The organism is Rhizobium sp. CFBP 13644 (genome assembly GCF_014842165.1).
GTDB lineage: Bacteria > Pseudomonadota > Alphaproteobacteria > Rhizobiales > Rhizobiaceae > Agrobacterium > Agrobacterium tumefaciens_C.
Map to the genome: position 1 here is coordinate 172120 of NZ_JACYVF010000001.1, position 23527 is coordinate 195646.

General features: G+C 58.3%; 17 protein-coding genes. 3 read left to right on the forward strand and 14 right to left on the reverse strand.

Annotated features, from left to right (window positions below):
- The first annotated feature begins 113 nt into the window (after positions 1–113).
- A complete protein-coding gene (locus IFT53_RS00825; RefSeq protein ID WP_192063690.1) occupies positions 114–302 on the forward strand; it encodes a hypothetical protein in 189 nt (62 codons plus the stop codon).
- A gap of 128 nt (positions 303–430) precedes the next feature.
- Here IFT53_RS00825 and IFT53_RS00830 read toward each other — a convergent pair whose 3' ends face one another.
- The gene (locus IFT53_RS00830; protein ID WP_052496856.1) at positions 431–1288 is read right to left on the reverse strand and encodes a hypothetical protein; all 858 of its coding nucleotides are present in this window, start codon (positions 1286–1288) and stop codon (positions 431–433) included.
- Between the two features lie 338 nt (positions 1289–1626).
- Positions 1627–2565 carry a DMT family transporter gene (locus IFT53_RS00835; RefSeq protein WP_192063689.1) on the reverse strand — a complete coding sequence of 313 codons (939 nt, stop codon included), beginning with the start codon at positions 2563–2565 and terminating at the stop codon, positions 1627–1629.
- 513 nt (positions 2566–3078) lie between these two features.
- Here IFT53_RS00835 and pepN point away from each other — a divergent pair.
- The gene (gene pepN / locus IFT53_RS00840) at positions 3079–5727 is read left to right on the forward strand and encodes an aminopeptidase N (RefSeq protein ID WP_192063688.1); all 2649 of its coding nucleotides are present in this window, start codon (positions 3079–3081) and stop codon (positions 5725–5727) included.
- A gap of 183 nt (positions 5728–5910) precedes the next feature.
- A complete protein-coding gene (locus tag IFT53_RS00845; RefSeq protein ID WP_192063687.1) occupies positions 5911–8238 on the forward strand; it encodes a PAS domain-containing sensor histidine kinase in 2328 nt (775 codons plus the stop codon).
- Between the two features lie 60 nt (positions 8239–8298).
- Here the strand turns inward: IFT53_RS00845 and IFT53_RS00850 are convergent, their stop codons facing one another.
- The 12 genes from IFT53_RS00850 to IFT53_RS00905 form a co-directional block, all read right to left on the reverse strand.
- Positions 8299–9417: a metallophosphoesterase gene (locus IFT53_RS00850; protein WP_192063686.1), complete on the reverse strand. Its 1119-nt coding sequence runs from the start codon at positions 9415–9417 to the stop codon at positions 8299–8301.
- Between the two features lie 182 nt (positions 9418–9599).
- Positions 9600–12569 carry a bifunctional [glutamine synthetase] adenylyltransferase/[glutamine synthetase]-adenylyl-L-tyrosine phosphorylase gene (locus IFT53_RS00855; protein WP_192063685.1) on the reverse strand — a complete coding sequence of 990 codons (2970 nt, stop codon included), beginning with the start codon at positions 12567–12569 and terminating at the stop codon, positions 9600–9602.
- A 66-nt stretch (positions 12570–12635) separates the two neighbouring features.
- Entirely contained in the window at positions 12636–14045 is a 1410-nt protein-coding gene (locus IFT53_RS00860) for an ATP-binding protein (protein WP_192063684.1), read from the reverse strand.
- 9 nt (positions 14046–14054) lie between these two features.
- Positions 14055–14813 (reverse strand): response regulator transcription factor, encoded by a 759-nt coding sequence (locus IFT53_RS00865; protein ID WP_446737639.1) that lies wholly within the window; start codon positions 14811–14813, stop codon positions 14055–14057.
- Between the two features lie 84 nt (positions 14814–14897).
- Positions 14898–16463: a Do family serine endopeptidase gene (locus tag IFT53_RS00870; protein ID WP_192063683.1), complete on the reverse strand. Its 1566-nt coding sequence runs from the start codon at positions 16461–16463 to the stop codon at positions 14898–14900.
- Positions 16464–16657: 194 nt separating this feature from the next.
- Entirely contained in the window at positions 16658–17110 is a 453-nt protein-coding gene (locus IFT53_RS00875; RefSeq protein ID WP_192063879.1) for a cytochrome c-type biogenesis protein, read from the reverse strand.
- Between the two features lie 17 nt (positions 17111–17127).
- Entirely contained in the window at positions 17128–19119 is a 1992-nt protein-coding gene (locus IFT53_RS00880; RefSeq protein ID WP_192063682.1) for a heme lyase CcmF/NrfE family subunit, read from the reverse strand.
- Entirely contained in the window at positions 19116–19601 is a 486-nt protein-coding gene (gene ccmE, locus IFT53_RS00885) for a cytochrome c maturation protein CcmE (protein ID WP_192063681.1), read from the reverse strand. Before ccmE ends, IFT53_RS00880 begins: the two co-directional genes overlap by 4 nt.
- Positions 19598–20752 (reverse strand): c-type cytochrome biogenesis protein CcmI, encoded by a 1155-nt coding sequence (gene ccmI / locus IFT53_RS00890; RefSeq protein ID WP_192063680.1) that lies wholly within the window; start codon positions 20750–20752, stop codon positions 19598–19600. Before ccmI ends, ccmE begins: the two co-directional genes overlap by 4 nt.
- A gap of 176 nt (positions 20753–20928) precedes the next feature.
- The gene (locus IFT53_RS00895; protein WP_192063878.1) at positions 20929–21357 is read right to left on the reverse strand and encodes a hypothetical protein; all 429 of its coding nucleotides are present in this window, start codon (positions 21355–21357) and stop codon (positions 20929–20931) included.
- Positions 21358–21465: 108 nt separating this feature from the next.
- Positions 21466–22866, reverse strand: coding sequence for an ATP-binding protein (locus IFT53_RS00900; RefSeq protein ID WP_192063679.1), 1401 nt, complete (start codon positions 22864–22866; stop codon positions 21466–21468).
- Positions 22856–23527, reverse strand: a complete 672-nt coding sequence (locus tag IFT53_RS00905) for a response regulator transcription factor (RefSeq protein ID WP_042618337.1) — start codon at positions 23525–23527, stop codon at positions 22856–22858. Before IFT53_RS00905 ends, IFT53_RS00900 begins: the two co-directional genes overlap by 11 nt.

The following is a 23527-nucleotide window of genomic DNA, read 5'->3' on the forward strand; positions in this document are numbered from 1 at the left end:
AAAGCCATGCAAATTACGCATGACAGCGGCCCATTTGCGTTTCTTGCCGAATCTCTGCTGCGCTGCAATAAGTCATCTCGTCTTGGGAGGAAACGGTTTAAGGAACCAAGGCAATGACCACTCGCTTCCGTCCGGTTCACTCCGGTTTTGAAACTCTTCGGCTTGCAGGCCTCGGCCCGCGCTCCAGCGAAGGCTACCACCGCTTTGGTGGAACCAACGAACAGCTGACAGCGCGCGCATCAGCCCAGCAGGTTCGCACAACACGTCCATCGGCTGTATTCGCAGACTTCCGCGAACGCTGAGGATACCTCTTCAGGCTTTGCCTGTTGGCGGTTATAGCTACGACGCTTTGCAGCGCCTTTCCTATGGAGAGGCGCTTTTGCGTTTCTGCTTTCGTGAAACGAACCGCCATGGCCAGGCTGGAGAGCCCCTATGGGGCGCTGGCAGCGCAATGTTCCAGCGCATCGGCAAAAGCATTGTTCACATAGACGAACTTGATGGCCTGCCAGTTGCAGTATTCGTCCAAAAAGTCCCGCGAGAACCACATTCCGCTTCGAATGCTGTCATCGTGCCAGCCGATGGTGCCCTGCTCTGCTGCCTTGTTGAGCAGGCGTTGTAGATGGGTGCGCGACATCATGAATTCAGCGGATAAGGCCCGCGCATCGACATAGCCTATGTCGATGCGGTCATTCTGACGGCCAGCGTCTTCGATGCGGCTGATGAACTCGTCCATCACAAGCGCGCCCGCCTCTGTCCACAAGAACAGGCCAACGCGCTCAGGCGGATCTACCCATGCCTTGTCGGCAATGCAATTCAACGCGGCGATGGGCTGCGCATGGAAGGCAAGCTCTGGTCTCGCCATCATCTGCGCGGCCCGTATTCCCCCATCCATCCCATCCAGCGCGGCCAGATTTGCCGTGTACCACATCACCATCGATTGCTCGCTGATAGCGGTCGCCCGGTAGCGTCGAGGGCGCACAGTCAGCGGCGATACGCGTTCGCTATAGCGGTAGATTTCAAGCTGATCGAGATAGTTCTGAACGGTGTTGCGGCTGGCGATACCGTTATCGGTCACAAGCTCGCGCAATTGCGCCACGGTAAAACCATGCGGCTTGTTGCGAAGGTTGAGCGCCATACCCGCCTGCGTCATCAGCCATTTCTGGTGGGCTGAGAGCAGCCGTGCGATGCGCGGATTATCGTTATAGGCGGCACGCAGATGGCGCGCCAGCGTGCGGATGGCCCCCAGCAACTGAGGATGCGCGACCAGTTCGGCATGGGAATATCTCATGGCGTCAACCCCGCAGGGATCTGCATGCATGACATAGCCAGGAAAGCAGGGCCTGCAAAAACAGCATGGCCAGCGCCGCGTGCTCGATACGAGCCACCTCGAAACGCCGATGTTGCACCTAGTCCCCTTGCCCATTGCTTGCCGATGCTGTCCGTAGACAACAGGCACGCGCAATCAAGCCCCGCGCATTTTACCCGAAACACGATATGCCACCCGAATTACCTTTACCACCGCTGCGCTCCATAACACATCTACGTGAAGTGTGGGTAAAACTTTGATAAAAATGTAGTATTTCGGCTGTCAACGACAGTGTGCTGAAATTGCAGGCATGCGCCTCCTCAACCCTGTGGAGTCGATGCCTTTCTGGCCGCTTTGCGCGCCAGTCCCAATTGATGCTCGCGAAGTATGATGAATATTCCAGCAGAAACGACAATCGCGGTCCCCACCAGCATCGTTACCGTCGGGATATCTCCGAACAATATGTATGAGACGCCGATCCCAAACAGAATTGAGCTGTATTCAAACGGGGCGATGGTCGAGACTTCCGCGTGGCGATAGCTTTCGGTCAGCAATATCTGGGCAATGCCACCGGCGATACCCGAGGTTATGAGAAGCATGGTCTGCCAAATATCCAGCCATTCCCATGCAAAAGGCAGGCTGAGCGCGGATAGCAGAGTGCCCGTCAGCGAGAAATAGAGAACGATGGTTGCCGTTTTTTCCGTTACCACCAGCTGGCGGACCTGAACCATGGCAAGGCCTGCGAGAACGGCACCGAGCAAGACTGAAAGCGCACCGATGCCCTCGCCTGCAGCAAAGCCACCTTCCTGCAACAGCGTCAGCTTGGGCCACAGGATGATGATGACACCCGTCATACCCACAAGAACCGCAGACCATCGATAAATGCGCACGGCTTCGCCCAATATCAACGCCGCAAAGACGACTGCCATCAGTGGCGAGGCATAACCAATCGCGATGAACTCCGGCAGCGGCAAAAGCGTAAGCCCGTAAAAGCCGCAGATCATCGAGAGGATTCCCAGCATTCCCCGCTTGAAGTGACCCGCAATATTGTCGGTGTGGAATGCACTGTGCAGGCTGCGAAGCCACGCCAGATAGATGACGATCGGCACGATGGCAAAGAGAGAGCGGAAAAAGCTGATCTGCCCGGCAGGCACATCCGGCCCGACGGCTTTGATGCAGGTCTGCATGACCAGAAAAAATGCAACGGAGATCAGCTTGAAGCTTATTCCCTTGATGGGATTGTATGCGGCGGCACTCATGGGGATAGGCATTCCATGGTTCAGCAGGCGAACCGGTTACATCTCACAGACCACGGATCCAGCCTGCATGTCCAACCGTGAATAACAGAGAATCACTGCTTGTGCAGGCAAACTTGTTACGTGCGGCTCAGACACCGCATTTTTCCCTCAATGGCATGCGCAAATGCAACGACAATGGCATGCGCAAATGCAACGAGGAGCAGTGGTGCAAAGGCAAGCCACGGATCATCGCCGTTTGCTGAAGATAATAGAATTGCTAACCAAGCGGATATTTTATGATAATATAATCTAGTCCCGGCGATAATTTCAGTAATCGTTCAACATTTAATGGGATGGTGTGCCAATGCGAGACATGTTCATTGATCATCAATGATCAATTTGTCTTGCGCTACACTACCAAGACATCACGTCTTGCGAATCTCACATGTATGTGACCCATTTTCAGTTCTACTTTCAGGTGACATGCAGCATGAAACCTGAAGCGCGCCAGGCAAGGTTCATTCAGGAATAGTCATGCGAACAGACACAGGCCAAATCGTTCATCTGGCGGATTATCGCCCTACCGATTTCGTTCTCGAACGAGTTGACCTCACTTTCGAACTCGACCCGACAAATACCAAGGTCGAAGCGAGGCTGATTTTCCACCGGCGCGAAGGTGCCGAGAAGACAGCACCGCTTGTTCTTGACGGTGATGAGCTGACGCTTTCAGGCCTCCTGCTGGACCAGATCGATATTCCCGCGACGCAGTTTGATGCGACGCCGGACAGTCTGACGATCCGCGACCTGCCAGAAGCAGAACCATTCGAAATCTGCGTGACGAACTACATCAACCCGGAAACCAATACGCAGTTGATGGGCCTTTACCGCACGAATGGTGTCTACTGCACCCAGTGCGAAGCCGAGGGCTTCCGCCGCATTACCTATTTCCCCGATCGCCCGGATGTACTGGCGCCCTACACCATCACCATTATCGCCGCCAAGGAAGGCAACACCTTCCTGCTGTCGAATGGCAATTTCCTCGGTGGTGGCAATTATGATGAAGGCCGTCACTTTGCGGCATGGTTCGATCCGCATCCCAAACCCAGCTATCTGTTTGCGCTCGTTGCTGGTGATCTCGGCCTCATCGAAGATACATTCACCACCATGTCCGGTCGTGAAGTCGCCCTGAAGATTTATGTCGAACACGGCAAGGAGCCTCGCGCTGCATACGCCATGGATGCGCTGAAACGCTCCATGACGTGGGATGAAGAGCATTTCGGTCGCGAATACGATCTGGATATCTTCATGATCGTCGCCGTGTCCGATTTCAACATGGGCGCGATGGAGAACAAGGGTCTCAACGTCTTCAACGATAAATACGTTCTGGCCGATCCTGAAACAGCGACCGATACCGATTATGCCAATATCGAACGTATCATCGCGCATGAGTATTTTCACAACTGGACCGGTAATCGCATCACCTGCCGCGACTGGTTCCAGCTCTGCCTCAAGGAAGGCCTGACGGTTTACCGCGATCAGGAATTCTCTTCCGACATGCGCTCACGCGCCGTGAAGCGCATCGCCGATGTGCGCCACCTCAAGTCGGAACAGTTTCCGGAAGATGGCGGCCCGCTGGCACACCCGCCACGCCCCGATAAATATCGGGAGATCAACAATTTCTATACGACGACCGTCTATGAGAAGGGTGCCGAGATTACCGGCATGATCGCCACCATTCTGGGTGCCGATGACTTCCGCAAGGGCATGGATCTCTATTTTGAGCGCCACGATGGTGACGCCTCGACCGTCGAGGATTTCATCAAGTGTTTCGCCGATGCAAGCGGTCGCGATCTTGGTCAGTTCTTCCGCTGGTATGTTCAGGCTGGCACGCCGCTCGTCAGCGCTTCCACGGCCTATGACGCCGCCTCCTCAACCTTCACGCTCTCGCTTGAACAGACGGTGCCAGCAACGCCGGGGCAGACCAACAAGCAGACCCTGCATATTCCGCTGTCCACCGCGCTGATCCTCGACAACGGCCAGATTGCCGAGCCGGCCAAGGTCGAGGGCGGCGAATATCGCGATGGCGTGCTGCATCTGACCGAACGCAGCCAGACATTTACATTCTCAGGCATTTCTTCCCGGCCCGTGCTGTCCATCAACCGTGGCTTCTCCGCACCCATCAACCTGCATCTCGAACAATCCGCAGAGGACATGGTGCAGATCGCCCGTCACGACACGGATATGTTCTCGCGTTGGCAGGCACTGGCAACGCTGGCCATGCCTGATCTCATCAAGGCAAGCCACGCGATGCGCGATGGTGCAGCCGTGGCGTTCGACGCGGCCTTCATTGCGACACTGATTGAAATTGCAGCCGATGAGACATTGGAGCCAGCGTTTCGTGCGCAGGCGCTGACCCTTCCAAGCGAAGCTGATATTGCTCGCGAAATCGGCAGCAACAATGACCCGGAAGCCATCCACAAGGCCCGCAATGCGGCCATGACTGCCATTGCCGAAGCTGGCGTGGAAACATTCACAGCACTCTTCACCGCATTGGAAGATAAGGGCGCTTATTCGCCTGACGCCACAAGTGCCGGTCGCCGGTCGCTGCGCAACATCGCCATGAGCTATTTGTCCTTCGTTGAAGGCAGCCCTGCCCGCGCCTCTGCGGCATTCACGGCCGCAACGAACATGACCGATCTTGCCTATGCCCTCAGCGTTTTGACGCAACGTTTCCCCGATGCGCCAGAAACAGCCGAGGCGCTGGCGACATTCGAAACCCGCTTTGCCGACAACGCGCTGGTTCTGGACAAATGGCTTTCCATTCAGGCGGCCATTCCGGGCTGCGGTGCGCTTGATCGCATCAAGCAACTCACCGGCTCGAAGCACTTCACTAGCACCAACCCAAACCGCGTTCGCTCCCTGATCGGCACCTTCGCATTTGGAAATCCGACGGGCTTCAACCGTGCAGACGGCGAAGCTTACCGGTTCCTTGCAGAACAGATCGTCACCATAGACAAGCGCAATCCCCAGCTTGCCGCCCGCATCCTCACGTCCATGCGGTCTTGGCGCTCTCTGGAGCCTGTTCGGGCTGATCACGCACGTGGCGCATTGACGACCATCGAACGGTCTACTGCACTGTCTGCAGATGTTCGTGACATCGTTGAACGTGTGTTAAAGGCTTGACTTTGCTGAGTTAGGCGACTTCGCAAAGAGTCGCCTAACCTGCCCCAAAAAAATACAGAGTCCGTTCAAGGGGTTAAATTTCTTTTAACCTTAAGCTCTGGACAAGCCGAATCAGCTTTGATTCACTGGTGTCAGATTCGAGCAATATGCTTCGAATATCACGAGGAATATCAAGGCGGATTAATGACGAATGTGCGGCGGGCGATTGCGGGCGATGAGCGCCCGTATGCCAAATTTGCTGACATAGCTGCATGGGGCGAAAGGCTATCCGGTTATTTAACTGCTTTTGCCACGGTGCCAAGAAGCAGTATCCAGTTACCACAATTAGAATTGCTGCTGAAGCGGCTCATACCTGTCCTGATACTGGCTTTTCTCGTTGTCGTCGCGACATCGCGCATGCTGGGCATCGTTGCAGAATCCGGGAGGATGGAAGAGGCTGCGCGGCAGACGACAGCACTTTCGGCGCTTGCCGCCAGGGCGTCGCTCCACAATGCCGAACCCCTCTTTGCCACACAGGATCGCGCCGATGCTGAGGCTCGCCTCAGAACGGCTTTTCCTACGGGCAGTCTCGATGATGACACGCTGCTGCTGGTCGCTGGCAATAATGGTCGCATTTTCGGTGGCATCGGCAAGAGCGCGCCGCTTTACGTGGGCACATCGCTGACGAGCCTTCTGCCGGAAATTGCCATCGTCCGCCGCTTTCCAGGCGCGCCCGGCACCATCGAAACCTATATTGAGGACACGCCTCACTACGCAACCATGCTGCCGCTGGGCGTCGAGGGTGGCATGATCATTGCTGCGCGGTCCTTGCAGCCGATCCGGTCTTTCTGGCGCAGCGAAGTGGCCATGAACGTCACACTGTTCACCGGCATTTCCGCAATCCTGCTCGTCATTCTCTACGCCTATTACATGCAGGTGAAGCGGGCGCGGACGGCGGATGAAATCTTCGTGGAATCCAACCTTCGCGTCGAAACCGCACTGTCTCGCGGACGCTGCGGCCTGTGGGATTTCGACCTCTCGAACCGTCGCATGTTCTGGTCCACATCTCTCTACGAAATTCTTGGATTGCCGCCCAAAACAGAGCCTCTGTCGTTCAGCGATGCTGCCCGCATGATGCACTCGGAAGACGGTAATCTCTATGAGCTTGCGCGCTCTGTGGGCTGCGGCGAACTTCGCCAGATCGATCAGATTTTCCGCATGCGCCACGCCCACGGTCATTATGTCTGGCTGCGTGCTCGCGCTCAGGTCATCCACACTTCCGCAGGCCCGCGTGTCATCGGCATTGCCATGGACATTACCGAGCAGCACCGTCTGGCGCAGCGTTATGCCGAGGCCGACCAGCGTCTGGCAGACGCCATCGAAAGCACATCGGAAGCCTTCGTACTCTGGGACAAGAACGACCGCCTAGTGATGTGCAACGCCCACTTCCAGCAGGCATATGGTCTACCGGATAGCGTTCTCGTCGCTGGCACCGAGCGATCCGTGGTCAACGCTGCCGCCTGCCGCCCCGTGGTGGAGCGCCGTGTGGCTGACCCGGACCAATCAGGCCTGTCGCGCACAACGGAAGTTCAGCTGGCCGATGCGCGCTGGCTGCAGATCAACGAACGCCGCACCCGCGATGGCGGTCTGGTGTCCGTTGGCACCAACATCACCCTTCTCAAACGGCACGAAGAGCGCCTTCGCGATTCTGAGAAACGTTTGATGGCAACGATTGGCGACCTCTCGGCCTCCCGCCACAAGCTGGAGCGCCAGAAGACTGAACTGTCGTCCGCAAATGCACTCTATCAGGCGGAAAAGGAACGGGCCGAGGCTGCTAACACGGCCAAATCCGAGTTCCTCGCCAATATGAGCCATGAGTTGCGCACGCCGCTCAACGCCATTCTCGGCTTCTCGGAAATCCTGCTGGCAGAAATGTTCGGCCCGGTCGGGTCCCCAAAATACAGCGAATATGCCCGTGATATTCATGATAGCGGCAAGCATCTGCTCAACGTCATCAATGATATCCTCGACATGTCGAAGATCGAAGCCGGCCATATGCGGATCAACCGCGAGAAGGTCGACCTTGTGCCGCTGGTGGACGAAACGCTTCGCCTCACGGCCATCCAGGCCGCCCAGAAGAACATCTCCATCCGGCAGCGCGTCTGTAAGGACCTGCATATCTCGGGGGATCGCCGCGCCATGAAGCAGATCATGCTCAACCTGCTGTCAAATGCGGTGAAATTCACCGGCAATGGCGGGCGCGTGGAAGTTCGCACTCATGTTCATCAAAGCGGCCTCATGTTGACCATCGCCGATACCGGCATCGGCATTCCCTCGGCAGCCATCAACAAGATCGGCCAGCCTTTTGAGCAGGTCCAAAGCCAGTATGCCAAGAGCCAGGGCGGCTCGGGTCTCGGCCTTGCCATTTCCCGCTCTCTGGTGCGGCTACATGGTGGATCGATGAAGATCCGCTCCTGCGTCGGCAAGGGCACCGTCGTCACCCTGTTCATTCCAAACAGTGAAGCGGTATAAGCAGTCCGCCTCACCTGCATCTTCCATTATCCCGGAAGATGCAGGTCGAACGCGCTCAGTTCATTGCGCGCGTCGCAGCGTGATGCGTGTCAACTCTGACGGAACGCCCAGCCGCAACGCAAAGCCCGGCCAAAGCGCCGTGCCATTGTTCACGTAAAGCTGCATCTCGCCCACTTGGTAAAAGCCCGATACGAATCCTTTGTTGGCGAGCGCCACGAGCTGGTCGAGGCCAAGCACCATTCCGCCATGGGTGTGGCCCGAAAGCTGGACAGAGACGCCAGCCCGCGCATTGCGTTCGGCTTCCATTGGCTGGTGGTCGAGCAGGATGACAGGCGAAGCCACCGGTGCGCCATTCAGTGCTGCCGCTATATCAGGCGCTGGGAAACCAGATCGCGTCGAGGTCAGATCCGTTACGCCAGCGATCACGATGCTCGCGCCATTCCGCTCGATCACGGTATGGGCATTCGCCAGCGTCTTCATGTTCAGACCTTCAAAGTAGCGCATCCATTCTTCGTACCCGAAGAAATATTCGTGATTGCCGGGAATGGTCATCACGCCGTCTCGCGCCTTCAATTTGGCAAGCGGCGCGATATCGGCCTTACGGCTTTGTATGTTGCCATCGATCAGATCACCCGTGATGACAATCAAATCAGCGTTCAAGGCATTGGTTCTGGCAACTACCTCCTCAGCCCATTCTCCCGTAAACAGGCGGCTGATGTGAAGGTCGGTCAGCTGGATCATCTGATAGCCGTCAAAAGCAGGCGGTAGGCCTTTTATGGAAATCTCGATATCCTTCAATGGCGGCACGCGAATGGCCTGCGCGACACCGAAAGACGCCAGCGCCAGGGCCACGAGGCCCATCCCATATCTCAGCCCGGCCGGTGCTGCCGGAAAATGCCCTTTGAACGGCCAAAGCACCAGCGAAACAAGATCCAGCGCTATCTGCAAAACCGCCAGCAGCAGAAGCGTCCCCATCAAGACGTTGAACGCGACGACAAGCATCCTTGGAAATTCAGGCGAGAAAACCGAACCGGACGAAAGGCGGTTGAAGAAATGATATTGGGACGCGACCAGCAAAAGCATCGCCAGCGCAATCTTCACGGACCATATCCACGGCAGCGGTGCGATGAACCGCGTCGCGACCAGCAGCCACGGAAGTCCGAAAATCAGATGAAACATAGGCGAGCCTTTGTTAAACACTTTACTACGGCCAAAGCCACTGATCGGATCAAGGTCCAGACGTGGGCAACGCCATGCCAGTCACTCTGTTCCCGTGATGTCGTAACAGACGAAAGCAATCTTGTTGCCAGCAGCAGCTCTCCCATCACTAAACACCAGAAGACACAGACATCATCCCTGACCTAGTCCTTGGCCGTCGCAACGGTTGAAAACGCTTTCCGAACAGTTTTCGACAACCGTTTCACCTCACCCTCCAGAGTGCCAATATCGGGGCAATCTCCCGCCCGGCAAACAAGGTCGATCAGCCCGGCAGGTGCCTGTTTCGGCTCGAAATCGCTGTCGATGCACAGGCGGATGATCTGGGAAAGCTCAGTGAACAAGTGCAGCGCCGCCATGCAGTCGTCATAGGATTGAGCATCCATGGTGCCAGCCGCAACCCGCTTCCAGACATCAGCCGTACTTTCACCGGCAATATGTTGGGGCAGATTTTTGGCAGAGGCGACCAACGTCAGATACTGCGCAACGAATTCCAGATCGACTAGGCCGCCGGGAATAAGCTTGAAATCCCAGCTATTGGCGGGTGGCTTTTCCTCGGCGATCAGCTTGCGCATGTCCTGCACGTCGGTTGCGATCTTTGCCACATCCCGCGTCTGGGAGAGGATGGAAGCAATGATATCCTGCGCCTGTGCCGACAAGGCCGCATCACCGCAGATCAAACGGGCACGTGAGAGCGCCAGATGCTCCCATGTCCATGCTTCCTCGCGTTGGTATTTCTCGAAGGTTGCGATGCGTGTGGCAACCGGCCCCTTGTTGCCGGAAGGGCGCAACCGCATATCGACCTCGTAAAGCACGCCTTCTGCCGTGGGGGCAGATAGCGCCGAGATCACGCGTTGCGTCACGCGGGTGTAATAGCGGACGGCATCCAGCGGCTTTGGCCCGTCGGATTCAGTAACCCCATCGTCGAAATCATAAAGCAGGATCAAGTCCACATCGGAACCTGCCGTCAGCTCGAACGAGCCAAGCTTGCCCATGCCGACAACCGCGAGCCGTCCACCGGGATAGGCGCCGTGCGCCGTTTCCATCTCAGCCATCACAGCCTTTACCGCAGCCTCGATGACGAGATCGGCAAGGTGTGTGAAGGCGCGTCCCGCCGCGTCACCTTTGATAGCTCCGGTCAGCAACCGCACGCCAATCAAAAACCTTTGTTCGGCGGCAAAAATGCGCAGCCGGTCGAGAATGTCTTCATAGTGCCGCGCAGGTGCCAGAAAGCCCTGCATGCGCTGGCCGAGATAGTCCCGGGTCGGTATTTCGGTCATCAGCGCCGGGTCCAGCATGCCGTCAAACACATGCGGGCGCGCAGCAATGATTTCAGCCAGACGCGGCGCAGATGACATGATCGTCACCAACAGCGCCAGAAGGGCTGGATTGTTGCCAAGCAGGGAGAAAAGCTGAATGCCGGCAGGCAGCCCGGAGAGAAAATTGTCAAACCGCAACAAGGCCTCATCGGCCCGCTTGCTCTCGCCAAAGGCCTTGAGCAATTCAGGCGTCAGTTCCGTCAGCCGCTCGCGTGCCTCAACCGATTGCGTTGCCCGGTAGCGACCATTGTGCCAGGTGCGTATCACCCGCGACATGTCCTCAGGGCGCTCGAAGCCGAGCCTGGCCAGCGTTTTCAGCGTATCAGGGTCATCCCGCTGGCCGGTGAAAACCAGATTTCCGCTTTCGCCCGAAAGCTTCGTCTCCTGCTCGAACAGTGCGGAATATTTGCGCTCCACCACCCGCAGCACGCTTTCCAGCTTCTCAGAAAAGGCCTTCGTATCGGCAAAGCCCAGCATGAAGGCGATGCGTTTCAACTCCGCTTCACTATCGGGCAGAATATGCGTCTGCTCATCGCGCACCATCTGAATGCGGTGCTCGACTTCGCGCAGAAACCAGTAGGCATCCGTCAGGCTGTCGCGGGTCTTGGCGTCGATCCACTTCGCCTCGGTCAGTGCCGCAAGCGCTGCCTGTGTCGAACGAACCCGAAGCGGAGCCATGCGCCCGCCCGCAATCAGTTGCTGCGTCTGCGCGAAGAACTCAATCTCGCGAATGCCGCCGCGACCAAGCTTGACATTGTGCCCCTTCACCGCAATTGCGCCATGGCCCTTATGGGCGTGGATCTGCCGCTTGATCGAGTGGATATCGGCAATCGCCGCATAGTCCAGATATTTGCGAAACACGAAGGGCGTCAGCTCCCGCAGGAAGTTCACACCCGCCTTGATGTCGCCAGCCACCGGCCGCGCCTTGATATAGGCTGCCCGCTCCCAGTTCTGGCCCCTGCCCTCATAATAGGTCAACGCCGCCTCAACCGGTATGGCAAGCGGCGTCGAGCCAGGGTCCGGGCGCAGCCGCAGATCGGTGCGAAACACATAACCATCTGCCGTCCGCTCCTGCATGATACGGATCAGCCGCCGCATCATCCGCCCAAAAGTCTCCAGCGCATCCAGAGGGTCAGGAACGATACCTGCGGTTGGCTCGAAAAACACCACGGCGTCGATATCGGAGGAATAGTTCAGCTCCTGTGCGCCCAGCTTGCCCATGCCAAGCACGATGAGGCCAGAGCCTTCGCTCGGCGCATGCGTGCTGACAAGTGTCAGTTTGCCGCTTGTGTGATTGCTCAGCAGCAGGTGGTCGATGGCTGCGGCAATGCTCGCATCGGCCAGATCGCTCAGCCAGCGCGTCGTGTCGCGGGCTACGAATAGACGGGCGAGATCGGCCAGCGCAGCAATGAAAGAGAGCCGCCGCTTGGCAATGCGCAACCGCGTCATCACCTCGGCTTCGGTCGGTATGCGCCCATCAGCATCCGGCCGCCAGCTGTTGCGCGCATCGTCAACCAGTCGGGAAAGCGTGGGCTCGAGCGGCGCTGATACAGCGAGGCTCAACACGCCCTCATCAGCCACCACCAGATCGCGCAAATAGGGAGAAAGCGTCAACGCATAGGCGATGAAGTCCTTGAGCGGCCTGTCGCTTGCCATGAGGTCTGCGACATCCGGCTGGTTCTTGGCAACGTCCTTCAAGGTCGAAAGAACGGATTTCAGCTCTGTCTGGGTATAGGGGCGGATCACACCCGGCTGCACGTCTTCCAGCCGTCTCTCAACGGTTGCCGCTTGTTGCACTGTCTCTCTCCCTACAACTGTGAATACCCAATTCGCAGAATCGGCTTCATCGTTTTGGAAGCAACCTTACGGCGTGGAAACGGGAAAAACCATCGAAACAGTCAGGCCGGGCGCTTGCGCGTCATCGGGGCCGGTGTCGGAAAGCCGAAGCGATCCGCCATGCAGTTCCATCACCGCTTCAACGAGAGAAAGGCCGAGCCCCGTGCCGGGTTTCGAACGGCTTTCATCCAGCCGCACGAACCGCTTGATGACCTCGTCACGCTTTGGCGCTGGCACGCCGGGACCATTATCGGCAACGGACAGTACAATTCCATCCTCCTCTCGCGCTAGTCGCACCAGAAGGCCCTTCTTACCCTCGTGACCACCAGCATATTTGATGGCGTTGTCGATGAGGTTGGTCAGCGCCTGACCGATGAGTTCGCGGTTGCCCTGCACAATCAACCCCGGCGCAATATCCGCCGTCAGCGTCAGCCCTTCCTCGTCAGCAACCGGCTCGTAGAGCTCGGCACTGTCTTCGGCAATTGCGGACACATCCACATCGCTCATCTCGGCGGCAATGGAGCCTGCCTCTACGCGCGAGATCATCAGCAGGGCATTGAAGGTGCGGATCAACTGATCCGATTCGGCGATGATGCCTTCCAGCGCTGCACGGCGCTTATTGTCGTCCCGGTCCTCCAGCGCCTCGGTGGCCTTGTTGCGCAGGCGTGTCAGCGGGGTCTTCAGGTCGTGGGCGATGTTGTCGGAAACCTGTCGCAGACCCTCGTTCAGCTTTTCGATGCGCCCCAGCATGGCGTTGAGTGAACCGGAAAGGCGGTCGAATTCGTCACCGGATCGCCCCTGCGGCAAACGCTGCGAAAGGTCACCAGCCATGATTTTCTTGGTGGCCGCAGACATGCGGTCGATGCGCTTCAGGGCATTGCGGCCAATCGCAAACCAGATGAGAACCGCACCGCCACCCATAATGGCCAGCGCCACCATCAGCGCATTGCGCACCAGCAGCCTAAACTTCCTCGGCTCACCCAGATCGCGCCCGACCAGAATGCGCAGGCCATTATCAAGCTTGAAAATATGGGCCGTTGCCAGATGCTTCACGCTGTCGCCGCTTTCGGAATAGCGCTCATAGCCAAAGGGCAGTTCGGTCCATCCGTCATTGTCCAGAACACCCGGCTGCACGGAGGCCACGTTGCCCGCCAGAATTTCACCATTCGGCCCGGCAATCACGTAAAGGCTCGCACCCGGCTGGCGGGCACGGCGTTCCATCATGCGCAACAGCGGGTTGATGCCGCCGCGATTATAGATGCGCTGAACGTCGTTCACCTCCTGCTGCACGGCATCGCGGGTCTGCCGGTTCAGCAAACCTTCCGATAGTGCCGTCACATAGAAAACGAGAAAGGCGGCGCAGAGCGCAAAGAGGAGAATGTATAGCGCCGATAGGCGCACGGCTGTTGAGCCGAACAGAAGACGAAGACGTGCCATGAGGCGGATTTACCCCTCGTCCTTCATCATATAGCCCGCACCGCGAATGGTCTTCAGCAACGGCTTGTCGAAGTCTTTCTCGATCTTGGAACGCAGGCGCGAGACGTGAACGTCGATGACATTGGTCTGCGGATCGAAGTGATAGTCCCAAACATTTTCCAGCAGCATGGTACGGGTCACGACCTGACCGGCATTCTTCATCAAATATTCCAGCAGACGAAATTCGCGCGGCTGCAGCAGGATTTCCTTGCCCGCGCGGCGCACATCATGGGACAGCCGGTCCAGTTCCAGATCGCCAACACGGTAGATCATATCCTGCTCGGGCTTGCCCTTGCGCCGGCCCAGCACCTCGATGCGGGCCAAAAGCTCGCTGAAGGCATAGGGCTTCGGCAGATAATCATCGCCACCGGCGCGAAGGCCGGTCACGCGGTCGTCTACCTGCCCCAGCGCAGACAGGATCAGAACCGGCGTCTCGATACCGCGACGGCGCAGCTCGCTGATGACGGATAGTCCGTCCCGGCGCGGCAGCATGCGGTCGATGACCATCACGTCATAGGTGTTTTCAACGCCCATGAACAAGCCGGCCTCGCCATCACTGGCGTGATCGGCAACAATGCCCGCTTCGCGGAATGCCTTGGTCATATAGGCCGCAGCTTCGAGGTCGTCTTCAATAACAAGAATCTTCATGTGCGGGACAATAGCGTTCTCCGCCTTCACCACACAACTGGAAACGGATGCGGGAGACACTTCCTGAGCCTTGTTTTCCATGGGGTTTCTCCGAAGATTTCGCGGCGAGACAATCGCCAAAGCGGAGCGGGAGAGACAATCGCCCCTCCCGTCCATTTTCACGCATCAGCCCTGGTCGATATCCAGTGCGATGAAGCGGCTGCCATTCTCGGTCTGGATTTGGAACAGAGCCTTGGAACGACCGTCCTTCTTGGCCTGCGACAGGATCTTTTCGACATCGGCAGCAGACGCCACCTGCTGGTTGTTGACGGAGGTGATCTTCTCACCTTCCTTCAAGCCACGGGCCGCCGCGTCTGAGTCTGGATCGACATCGGTAATCGCAAGGCCAGCGCCATCTTCAGATGGTGCAACCGTCAGGCCAAGGCTGGACAGCGCCTTTTCCGTTGAAGACTGGCTGCCGCCATCATCGTTCTGGGCTGGAGAAGCCTTCGATGCATCATCGCTCGCAAGGTCGCCCAGCGTCACGGTGATGGGCTGGGACTTGCCAGAACGCCACACGGAAAGCTCAACCTTGGTGTTGGGCGAAAGGGCACCGATACGACGCGAGAGATCGCGGGCGTCCTTGACGGTGTCGCCGTTCAGCGCGGTGATGATGTCACCCTGCTTGATGCCCGCCTTGTCACCCGGTGAACCGGCCTGCGGAGCCACAACCAGCGCGCCACTTGCTTCGGAAAGTCCAAGCGATTCGGCTATGTCCTTGCTGACAGGCTGAATTTGCACGCCAAGCCAGCCACGCTCAACTTTGCCATCCTTCATCAGATCCTGGATCACGTCCTTTGCGACAGACGCAGGAATGGCGAAGGCGATACCCACATTACCGCCGGACGGCGAGAAGATGGCGGTGTTGATGCCGATGACTTCACCGTTGAGGTTGAAGGCCGGACCACCGGAGTTACCACGGTTCACAGCCGCATCGATCTGCAGATAATCGTCATAGGGACCGGAGCCGATATCGCGGCCCCGTGCCGAGATAATGCCTGATGTTACTGTGCCGCCAAGACCGAATGGGTTGCCGACAGCCACCACCCAGTCACCGACGCGGATTTTGCTGTCATCGGCAAACTGAACATAGGTGAACTTGCGGTTTACATCGACTTTCAGCACGGCCAGATCGGTGCGGCTGTCACGACCAACCAGCTTGGCGTCCAGTTCCGTGCCGTCATTCATCACAACGGTGAAGGCTGAGCCGTCATCGACAACGTGGTTGTTGGTAACGATATAGCCGTCTTCGGAGATGAAGAAGCCGGAGCCCTGAGCCGTTGGGCGAAGCGGGCCTTTACCGTCGCGGTGGGCCTTAGGACCACGCTCGGCGCGCTTGTCGCCTTCACCGGAACCCGGTCCGCCGAACTCCTTGAAGAAGCGCTTTAGCGGATGGTCATCCGGCAGCTGGTCGAGGCCACGACCGCCAAAGTTGAACGAATAGCCGTTGCCTTCGTCGGATGCGGGCTGAACGTTGGATTGCACGCGCACCGAGACAACAGCAGGAGAGACAGCGTCAACGACGTTGGCAAAGCTCGGCACCTGCGGCGCTGTCACCTCAACGGGAGCTGCGAAAGAATGAGCAATTGGCCCTGCTACGCCGGTCGTCAACATCAGAGCAGCCAGACCACCAACGGCGGAAGACTTGAGAATAGTCTTCAGCGAGGGACGTCCGTTTTGCGAATTAGACATGGATCTTACCTTCTTTCTTCATTCAGACTGGAGCCCCGTTTTGGCCGGGGTTAAGCGGTGGATGACAAAAGATATAGGTGCCCGCACCTTACTGCGAAGTGTCTGGCATGTGAAAAATCGGTAATGTTGAGCGATACTGTGAAAGGGCTGGTCGAGCAGCCTCGCCCTGAGCACTCATTTTCAGCAGAGCGCCCTTATTTTTCAAGAAGATCGCGAATGCGCGCCTCTTCGTCCACTGTCAGCTTCTGTCCTTCGGAAACTGCCACGCGACGCCGCGCAAAAACAAAAACAGCAGTCGCCCCGATCAGGATCAGAGCAATCGGCGCACCCCATAGGGCAATCGTGCGGGCGCTCACACGCGGTTTGAGCAGCACGAATTCGCCGTAACGGGAAACGACATAGTCCATCACGGCCTCGTCGCTGTCGCCCTGCGTCAGACGCTCACGCACCAGCACGCGCAAATCCCGCGCCAGCTCGGCATTGCTGTCATCGATGGACTGGTTCTGGCACACCATGCAGCGCAACTGCACTGTCAGCGCCCGTGCCCGCGCTTCCAGTGCCTTATCAGCCAGAACTTCGTCAGGGTTGAAGGCAAAGGCGGGCAATGCCGTGATGAACAGTACGAGGAAAAGTGCTGTGTTGCGCATCTGTCGTTGAAGGAAACTCATTCCGCCGCCCCAAGCACAGCATCCTTGGCCGCTCTGGCCTTGCGCTTGGGGGCACCCACACGCAAACGCCGGTCCGATAGCGAAACCATTCCGCCAATCATCATGAAGATCGTCCCGCCCCAGATGCACAGAATGAACGGCTTCCACCAGATGCGGACGACGATACCGCCGTCAGACATCGGGTCGCCCAGCGAGACGTAGAGCTGCGAAAGCCCGAAGGTCATGATGCCAGCCTCGGTCGTCGGCATGCGCCGCGCCGTGTAAAGCCGCTTGGATGACCACACATCGGCCACCTCTGCGCCAGCCTTGCGCGCGGTAAAATGTCCCCGATCCTCGGTAAAATTCGGGCCGACATGGTGGCGGATGCCATCGAAGGTGAGGCTGTAGCCGCCCGCATCCACCGTCATGCCCTGCTTCATCTCGACAACGGTTTCCGTCTCGAATGTCGTCACGATGACGATGCCGAGCACAGTCACACCAAGACCCATATGGGCAAGCGTCGTGCCGAAGGTGGAGCGTGGCAGGCCTTTCAGTCTGCGCATGGCAATCCCGAAAGCGAGCTTTCCGAAGTTGGCGCGATACCAGAGATCGGCAAGCGCCCCGAAAATCAGCCAGAACCCGGCCATGAGGCCCAGCGCCGCCAGCACAGGCCCGCCATGCTCGATGTACCACAGCGTCAGGCCTGCAAGGGCCGCAAGGCCCGCCGCAACATAAAGCCGCTGGAATGCGCCGAGAAGATCGCCGCGTTTCCAGGCAAGCATTGGGCCGAAGGGCGTCACGATCAGGATCGGGATCATCAAAAGCCCGAAGGTCAGGTTGAAGAATGGCGCGCCAACGGAAATCTTCTCCCCCGTCAGCGTTTCCAGCACCAGCGGGTAGAGCGTGCCGATCAGCACGGTCGCAGTCGAAACAGTGAGGATCAGGTTGTTCAGCACCAGCGCGCCTTCACGCGAAACCGGCGCAAACAGCCCGCCCGCCTTCAGCATCGGCGCACGCCATGCAAACAGCGAAAAAGCACCGCCGATGAAGATCATCAGAATGCACAGAATGAAGATGCCACGGCTCGGATCGGTCGCAAACGCATGGACCGATGTCAGCACGCCGGAGCGAACGAGGAAGGTGCCGAGCAGTGACAGCGAAAACGTCATGATCGCCAGAAGCACGGTCCAGATTTTCAGCGCCTCGCGCTTTTCCATCACCAGTGCCGAATGCAACAAGGCGGTTCCGGCCAGCCATGGCATGAAGGATGCGTTCTCAACCGGGTCCCAGAACCACCAGCCGCCCCAGCCCAGCTCGTAATAGGCCCAGTAGGACCCCATCGAAATGCCTGCGGTCAGAAAGGTCCAGGCCGCCAGCGTCCAGGGCCGCACCCAGCGCGCCCATGCGGCATCGATACGCCCCTCTATAAGGGCTGCAACAGCAAAGGAAAAACACACGGAAAATCCGACATAGCCGAGATAAAGCAGCGGCGGATGGATGGCGAGACCAAAGTCCTGCAGCACCGGGTTCAGATCCTGCCCTTCGGCTGGAACCGGCGAAAGGCGCGCAAACGGGTTGGAGGTGAGCAGAATGAACAGCAGAAACGAGCTCGTCACCCAGGCCTGCACAGCCAGCACATTGGCGCGCAGCGTATCTGGCAGATTGCGCCCATAAACGGCCACCATCGCACTGAACAGCACAAGGATCAGCAGCCAGAGCAGCATGGATCCCTCATGGTTGCCCCACACGCCTGTCAGCTTGTAGAGAACAGGCATCAGCGAGTGGGAGTTCTCATAGACATTCTTCAGCGAGAAATCGGATACCGCGTAGGCATGCGTCAGCGCGGCGAAAGCCAAGCCCACCAGAAGAAACAGCAGAACAGAACCAACCGGCGCGATGTCCATCAGCGCCTTGTCATTGCGGCGTGCGCCAATGGCTGGCAGGGTGGACACGACAAGCGCGACAACGAGCGCCAGAACCAGAGCATAATGGCCGATTTCAGTGATCATTTCACGGCTCCTGTTTCCAGTGGTCCAGTCTTACCCACGCCGTCAGGTGTCTGCTGCCACAGGCCCTTGTCTTTCAAACGGTCGGCAACCTCCTTGGGCATGTAGTTTTCGTCATGCTTGGCCAGAACGCTGTCCGCAACGAAAGCATGGGTCGCCGCATCGAAAGTACCCTCGGTCACCACACCCTGCCCCTCGCGAAACAGGTCCGGCAAAATGCCGGTATAGCTTACCGGAACGGTCGACCCGCCATCCGTCACCGCAAAGCTCACCGTGCGTCCCTCGCCGCGCTTGACCGAACCTTCGGCCACCAGCCCGCCAAGGCGAATGCGCGTGCCGGGGGCAACGCTGGTCTTTTCCAGATCGCCGGGCATGTAGAAATAGGCAATGGACTGGCCAAAGGCGAACATCACCAGAAATGCCGCGATCATGATGAAGCTGACACCGCCGCCGATAATCGCCAGTCTCTTCTGCTTGCGGGTCATTGTGCCACTCCCTGCGCATTCACGCCAAGCTGCTGCGCCAGCGCCAGCAATTGTTTGCCCTGCTCCCCGGCAGGCGGAAAGGCTTTCAAACCATCGGCCAACGCTTGCCGTGCCTTCTCATCGTTCTTCAGCATCGCGTAAGACCGCACCAATCGCATCCAACCCTCGAAATTGTCAGGGTTTTCCTTCAGCCGCGCATCAAGGCTTTCCACCATACCAGCCACCATTGCCTGCCGATCTTGCGGCGACATATTGCTGGCGGCAGCAACATCCTGCTCGCTCGGCCCACCTGGGGCCTGCGGTTTGGGCGCTTGCGGATTTGGCGCTGTAGCAACGGCCCCGCCGGTATTCTGCAAATGCGCCTGAACCAGCGGTATCCACGGCGCACCCTCAGGCGAATCCTTCAGCAATCCGGCAAAGGCACCGCGCGCCTCGGCGGTCTTGCCCGCCTGCTCCAGCGAAAGCGCCAGATAGAAACGAGCGCGCGGATTGCCGGGGCTCGTCCTTTCGGCCTTCTCCAGTGCTGCGCGCGCATCCTCGATGACAATACCCTGATTGGCCGCAATCAGCGTCTCAGCAAGGCCCGTCAGGCGCTGCGGGTTTTCACCTAGAAAGCGAATGGCATTGCGATAGGCCATCTCGGCATCACCGAGCCGCATCGTCTTGAAATAGATCGGAGCCAACACGTCCCAGCCAGCGCCGTCATCGGGCTTCTGCGCCAGATGCCGCTCGGCCTTGGCAATCATCAGATCCATGTCGTTGCCGGGCTTTTCCAGCCGCGCCTCCAGCGGCATGTCGGGCGCATTGGGGCTGCCCATGAACAAGTAAAGACAGAGGCCCGTCAAAGGCAGAAGCAGGGTCACGATACGGGCCAGCACATCATGGCGACGTGGCGCGCTTGTGGATTTTTCACCCTTCTGGCCGGATGCCGCCGCTAAAAGACGCCGTCCGATTTCGGCGCGGGCATATTCCGCCTCGGTCTCGCCAATCAGCCCGCTTTCGCGTTCGCGCTGCAATTCGGCCAGCTGGTCGCGATACACCGCAACCTCGCCATCACGGCCCGTGTCGGCTGTGCCATAGCTGCGCATCAGCGGGTAGGTCAGAACGAGGGCAACAGCTGCCGTCAACAGGGCGATAATAATCCAGAACATGCCGTTTCAATTACTCGAATGCGCACCGCTTTGGAATGAGTCGCGGCGGAATGACGTGAATTTGAGGATATATACCGCAGGTGGTAGCAGCAATGCACCACTCCCGGCAAGAAACCTCACAGTTCAGCTTTTGAACGACAAATCCTGCGCCTGCCTTGACATGTGTCAAATCGAGGTCAGGTCAGCGGCGTCCATGTTCCATTGCTGTTGCGACAGGCAGCACCGCGCACTTTCGCCTGCTTGCCATCAACGGTCAGGCTGTGGGCATATTGGCGGCAATTCTGATTACCCACCTGGTAGGGTGCATTGGCAACCACTTCGCCGCGCGTATCACCGCTGCCCCATACCACAGCCTGTCCACCGGGTGATGTTTCCAGCGCCTGATATTCGGCTTCCATAGCCCTGTTGAAGTCGCCACGGCTCATCTGCAGGCCGCTTCTGCCGGCAATCCCGCCCTGAAGCGCGGAAATGTAGGGCGTTGCAGAGGCACCGCCGCGACCCAGCAATCCGCCACCGGCGTTGCGGGTATTGGATGTCGTGCAGGAACTGAGAACTGAAATGCAGAGCAGCGAGACAACCACAGGGCGCATAAGGCTGGAGTTCATACCGGCAAATCCGGCTTTGCCTATCACGTCAACCAAGAATACACTCCTTCTCAACGCGCCATCCTGGCGCGGTCATTCCTCACGCAATGTCATGCCAGTTTTTTTTCGTCATGCAAGCTCTTTCGAAAGTCCCGGCAGAAGCAATTCGGCTTTCAACCCACCAAGCGGGCTGCGCTGCATGGCAAAAGTACCGTGGTATTCTGAAACCACTTCGCTGACGATGGAAAGACCAAGACCGGTGCCCGGTCGGCTTTCATCCAGCCGCCTGCCCCGCTTCATCGCTTCGGTAATCTGTTCCGGCTCCAGTCCCGGCCCGTCATCCTCCACCAGAAGCGTCACCCATGACCTGCGCGTCACATCAGGGTCGGAAGACGAATGCGTTCCAGGCGTCACCGTGACCACAACTCTTGACTGTGCAAAGCGCGCCGCATTTTCCAGAAGATTGCCCACGGCCTCTTCCAGATCCTGCTGCTCCATGGCCAGCACCATGCCCGGATGCTCCATGTTCAGTTCGAAGCTCTTTTCCGGGTTCAAACGACGCATCACCCGCACCAGCCGCTCAAGCGCCGGCTCGGCCTCGGCACGCGCCAGAATAGAGCCCCGCTGCGCCGCAATGCGTGCCCGGGAAAGGTAGGATTGAACCTGCGCCTGCATGGCATCCACCTGTCCTCGCACCAGATCGCCATGGTGGGTGTCCATCGTGCGGGCCTCGTTTAGCAGCACCGCAATCGGCGTTTTCAGCGAGTGCGCCAGATTGCCCACCTGCATGCGCGCGCGCTCCACAAGGCGTCGATTGCTCTCAATCAACGCATTGATCTCAGTCGCCAAGGGCTGGATTTCCCTCGGAAATTCACCCTCCAGCCGCTCTGCATCCCCGCCGCGTATCTTACCAAGCGCCACACGCGCATGGTCCAGCGGCCGCAAGCTGTAGAGAATGGCAAGGCCGTTCACCACAAGGCTTCCAACCCCGAAAACAGCCAGCGCCAGATAAAGACTGTTGGAAAAATCGCGGACATCGTCTTCCACGACATTCAGATTGCCGGTCACGCGAAACCGCGCCGCCCGGCCCTCACCGTCCAGCACCACTTCGGTCTCGGCCACCTGCACCCGGTTTCCAGCACCATCCGTCACTACGTAATAGCGCTCATAGCGATTGTCGAAAGGCACATCCAGAATGCCGGGAACCGGCAGCGTCGAAACGCCAAGCGAAGACGATACAAGTGGTGCGGTCTGGAAATTGCCCAACGGCTCAACCACCCAGTACCAGCCTGTATCGGGCTGCGAGAACCGCAGGTCGCCCAGCTGCGGGCTTCCGGCAAGCGTGTTTTCGTTGGAAACGGTAATGGAGTTGATGACGTTGTAGAGCTGCGCGCGCAGCAGATCGGTAAAGCTACGCTCCACACCTTGCCGGTAGAGCGTCGAAATCACCACCGCGATCACCACCAATGCCAGGGCAGACCATGCCGAGGCCAGCAGCAGAACGCGGGCGGTGAGTGAGTTACTTCGCATCTGCGGGCGCTTGCATCCGGTAGCCAAGCCCCCGGATCGTCTCGATCAGATCCACGCCCAGCTTCTTGCGCAAGCGTCCAACAAATACCTCGATCGTGTTGGAATCGCGGTCGAAATCCTGGTCATACATATGCTCGACCAGCTCGGTGCGCGACACCACCTCGCCCATGTGGTGCATGAGGTAGGAAAGAAGGCGGAATTCGTGAGACGTCAGCTTCAGCGTCACGCCGTTGACCGTCGCCTTGGAAGATTTGGTGTCGAGCCGCACCGGTCCGCAGACAATTTCGGATGACGCATGGCCCGCCGCACGGCGGATCAGCGCGCGCACACGCGCCAACACTTCTTCCACATGGAAAGGCTTGGTCACATAATCATCGGCACCGGCGTCGATACCCGCCACCTTGTCGCTCCAGCGGTCGCGGGCGGTCAGAATGAGAACCGGCATGGACTTTCCACCAGCGCGCCATTTCTCGACAACGGTAATACCGTCCATCTGCGGCAGGCCGATATCCAGAACGATGGCATCATAGGGTTCGGTTTCGCCCAGATAATGGCCTTCTTCGCCATCATAGGCCTGGTCGACGACATAGCCCGCTTCTTTCAGCGCGTCGGTCAGCTGCCGATTGAGATTGGTATCGTCCTCGACCACAAGAATGCGCAT

Coding starts and splice junctions, on each gene's coding strand:
- IFT53_RS00845 (WP_192063687.1), top strand. CDS start 5,911: ATGACGAATGTGCGGCGGGCGATTGCGGGCGATGAGCGCCCGTATGCC.
- pepN (WP_192063688.1), top strand. CDS start 3,079: ATGCGAACAGACACAGGCCAAATCGTTCATCTGGCGGATTATCGCCCT.
- IFT53_RS00870 (WP_192063683.1), bottom strand. CDS start 16,463: ATGTCTAATTCGCAAAACGGACGTCCCTCGCTGAAGACTATTCTCAAG.
- IFT53_RS00895 (WP_192063878.1), bottom strand. CDS start 21,357: ATGAACTCCAGCCTTATGCGCCCTGTGGTTGTCTCGCTGCTCTGCATT.
- IFT53_RS00825 (WP_192063690.1), top strand. CDS start 114: ATGACCACTCGCTTCCGTCCGGTTCACTCCGGTTTTGAAACTCTTCGG.
- IFT53_RS00860 (WP_192063684.1), bottom strand. CDS start 14,045: ATGGCACGTCTTCGTCTTCTGTTCGGCTCAACAGCCGTGCGCCTATCG.
- IFT53_RS00880 (WP_192063682.1), bottom strand. CDS start 19,119: ATGATCACTGAAATCGGCCATTATGCTCTGGTTCTGGCGCTCGTTGTC.
- ccmI (WP_192063680.1), bottom strand. CDS start 20,752: ATGTTCTGGATTATTATCGCCCTGTTGACGGCAGCTGTTGCCCTCGTT.
- IFT53_RS00835 (WP_192063689.1), bottom strand. CDS start 2,565: ATGAGTGCCGCCGCATACAATCCCATCAAGGGAATAAGCTTCAAGCTG.
- IFT53_RS00830 (WP_052496856.1), bottom strand. CDS start 1,288: ATGAGATATTCCCATGCCGAACTGGTCGCGCATCCTCAGTTGCTGGGG.
- ccmE (WP_192063681.1), bottom strand. CDS start 19,601: ATGACCCGCAAGCAGAAGAGACTGGCGATTATCGGCGGCGGTGTCAGC.
- IFT53_RS00850 (WP_192063686.1), bottom strand. CDS start 9,417: ATGTTTCATCTGATTTTCGGACTTCCGTGGCTGCTGGTCGCGACGCGG.
- IFT53_RS00905 (WP_042618337.1), bottom strand. CDS start 23,527: ATGCGCATTCTTGTGGTCGAGGACGATACCAATCTCAATCGGCAGCTG.
- IFT53_RS00875 (WP_192063879.1), bottom strand. CDS start 17,110: ATGCGCAACACAGCACTTTTCCTCGTACTGTTCATCACGGCATTGCCC.
- IFT53_RS00900 (WP_192063679.1), bottom strand. CDS start 22,866: ATGCGAAGTAACTCACTCACCGCCCGCGTTCTGCTGCTGGCCTCGGCA.
- IFT53_RS00865 (WP_446737639.1), bottom strand. CDS start 14,813: ATGGAAAACAAGGCTCAGGAAGTGTCTCCCGCATCCGTTTCCAGTTGT.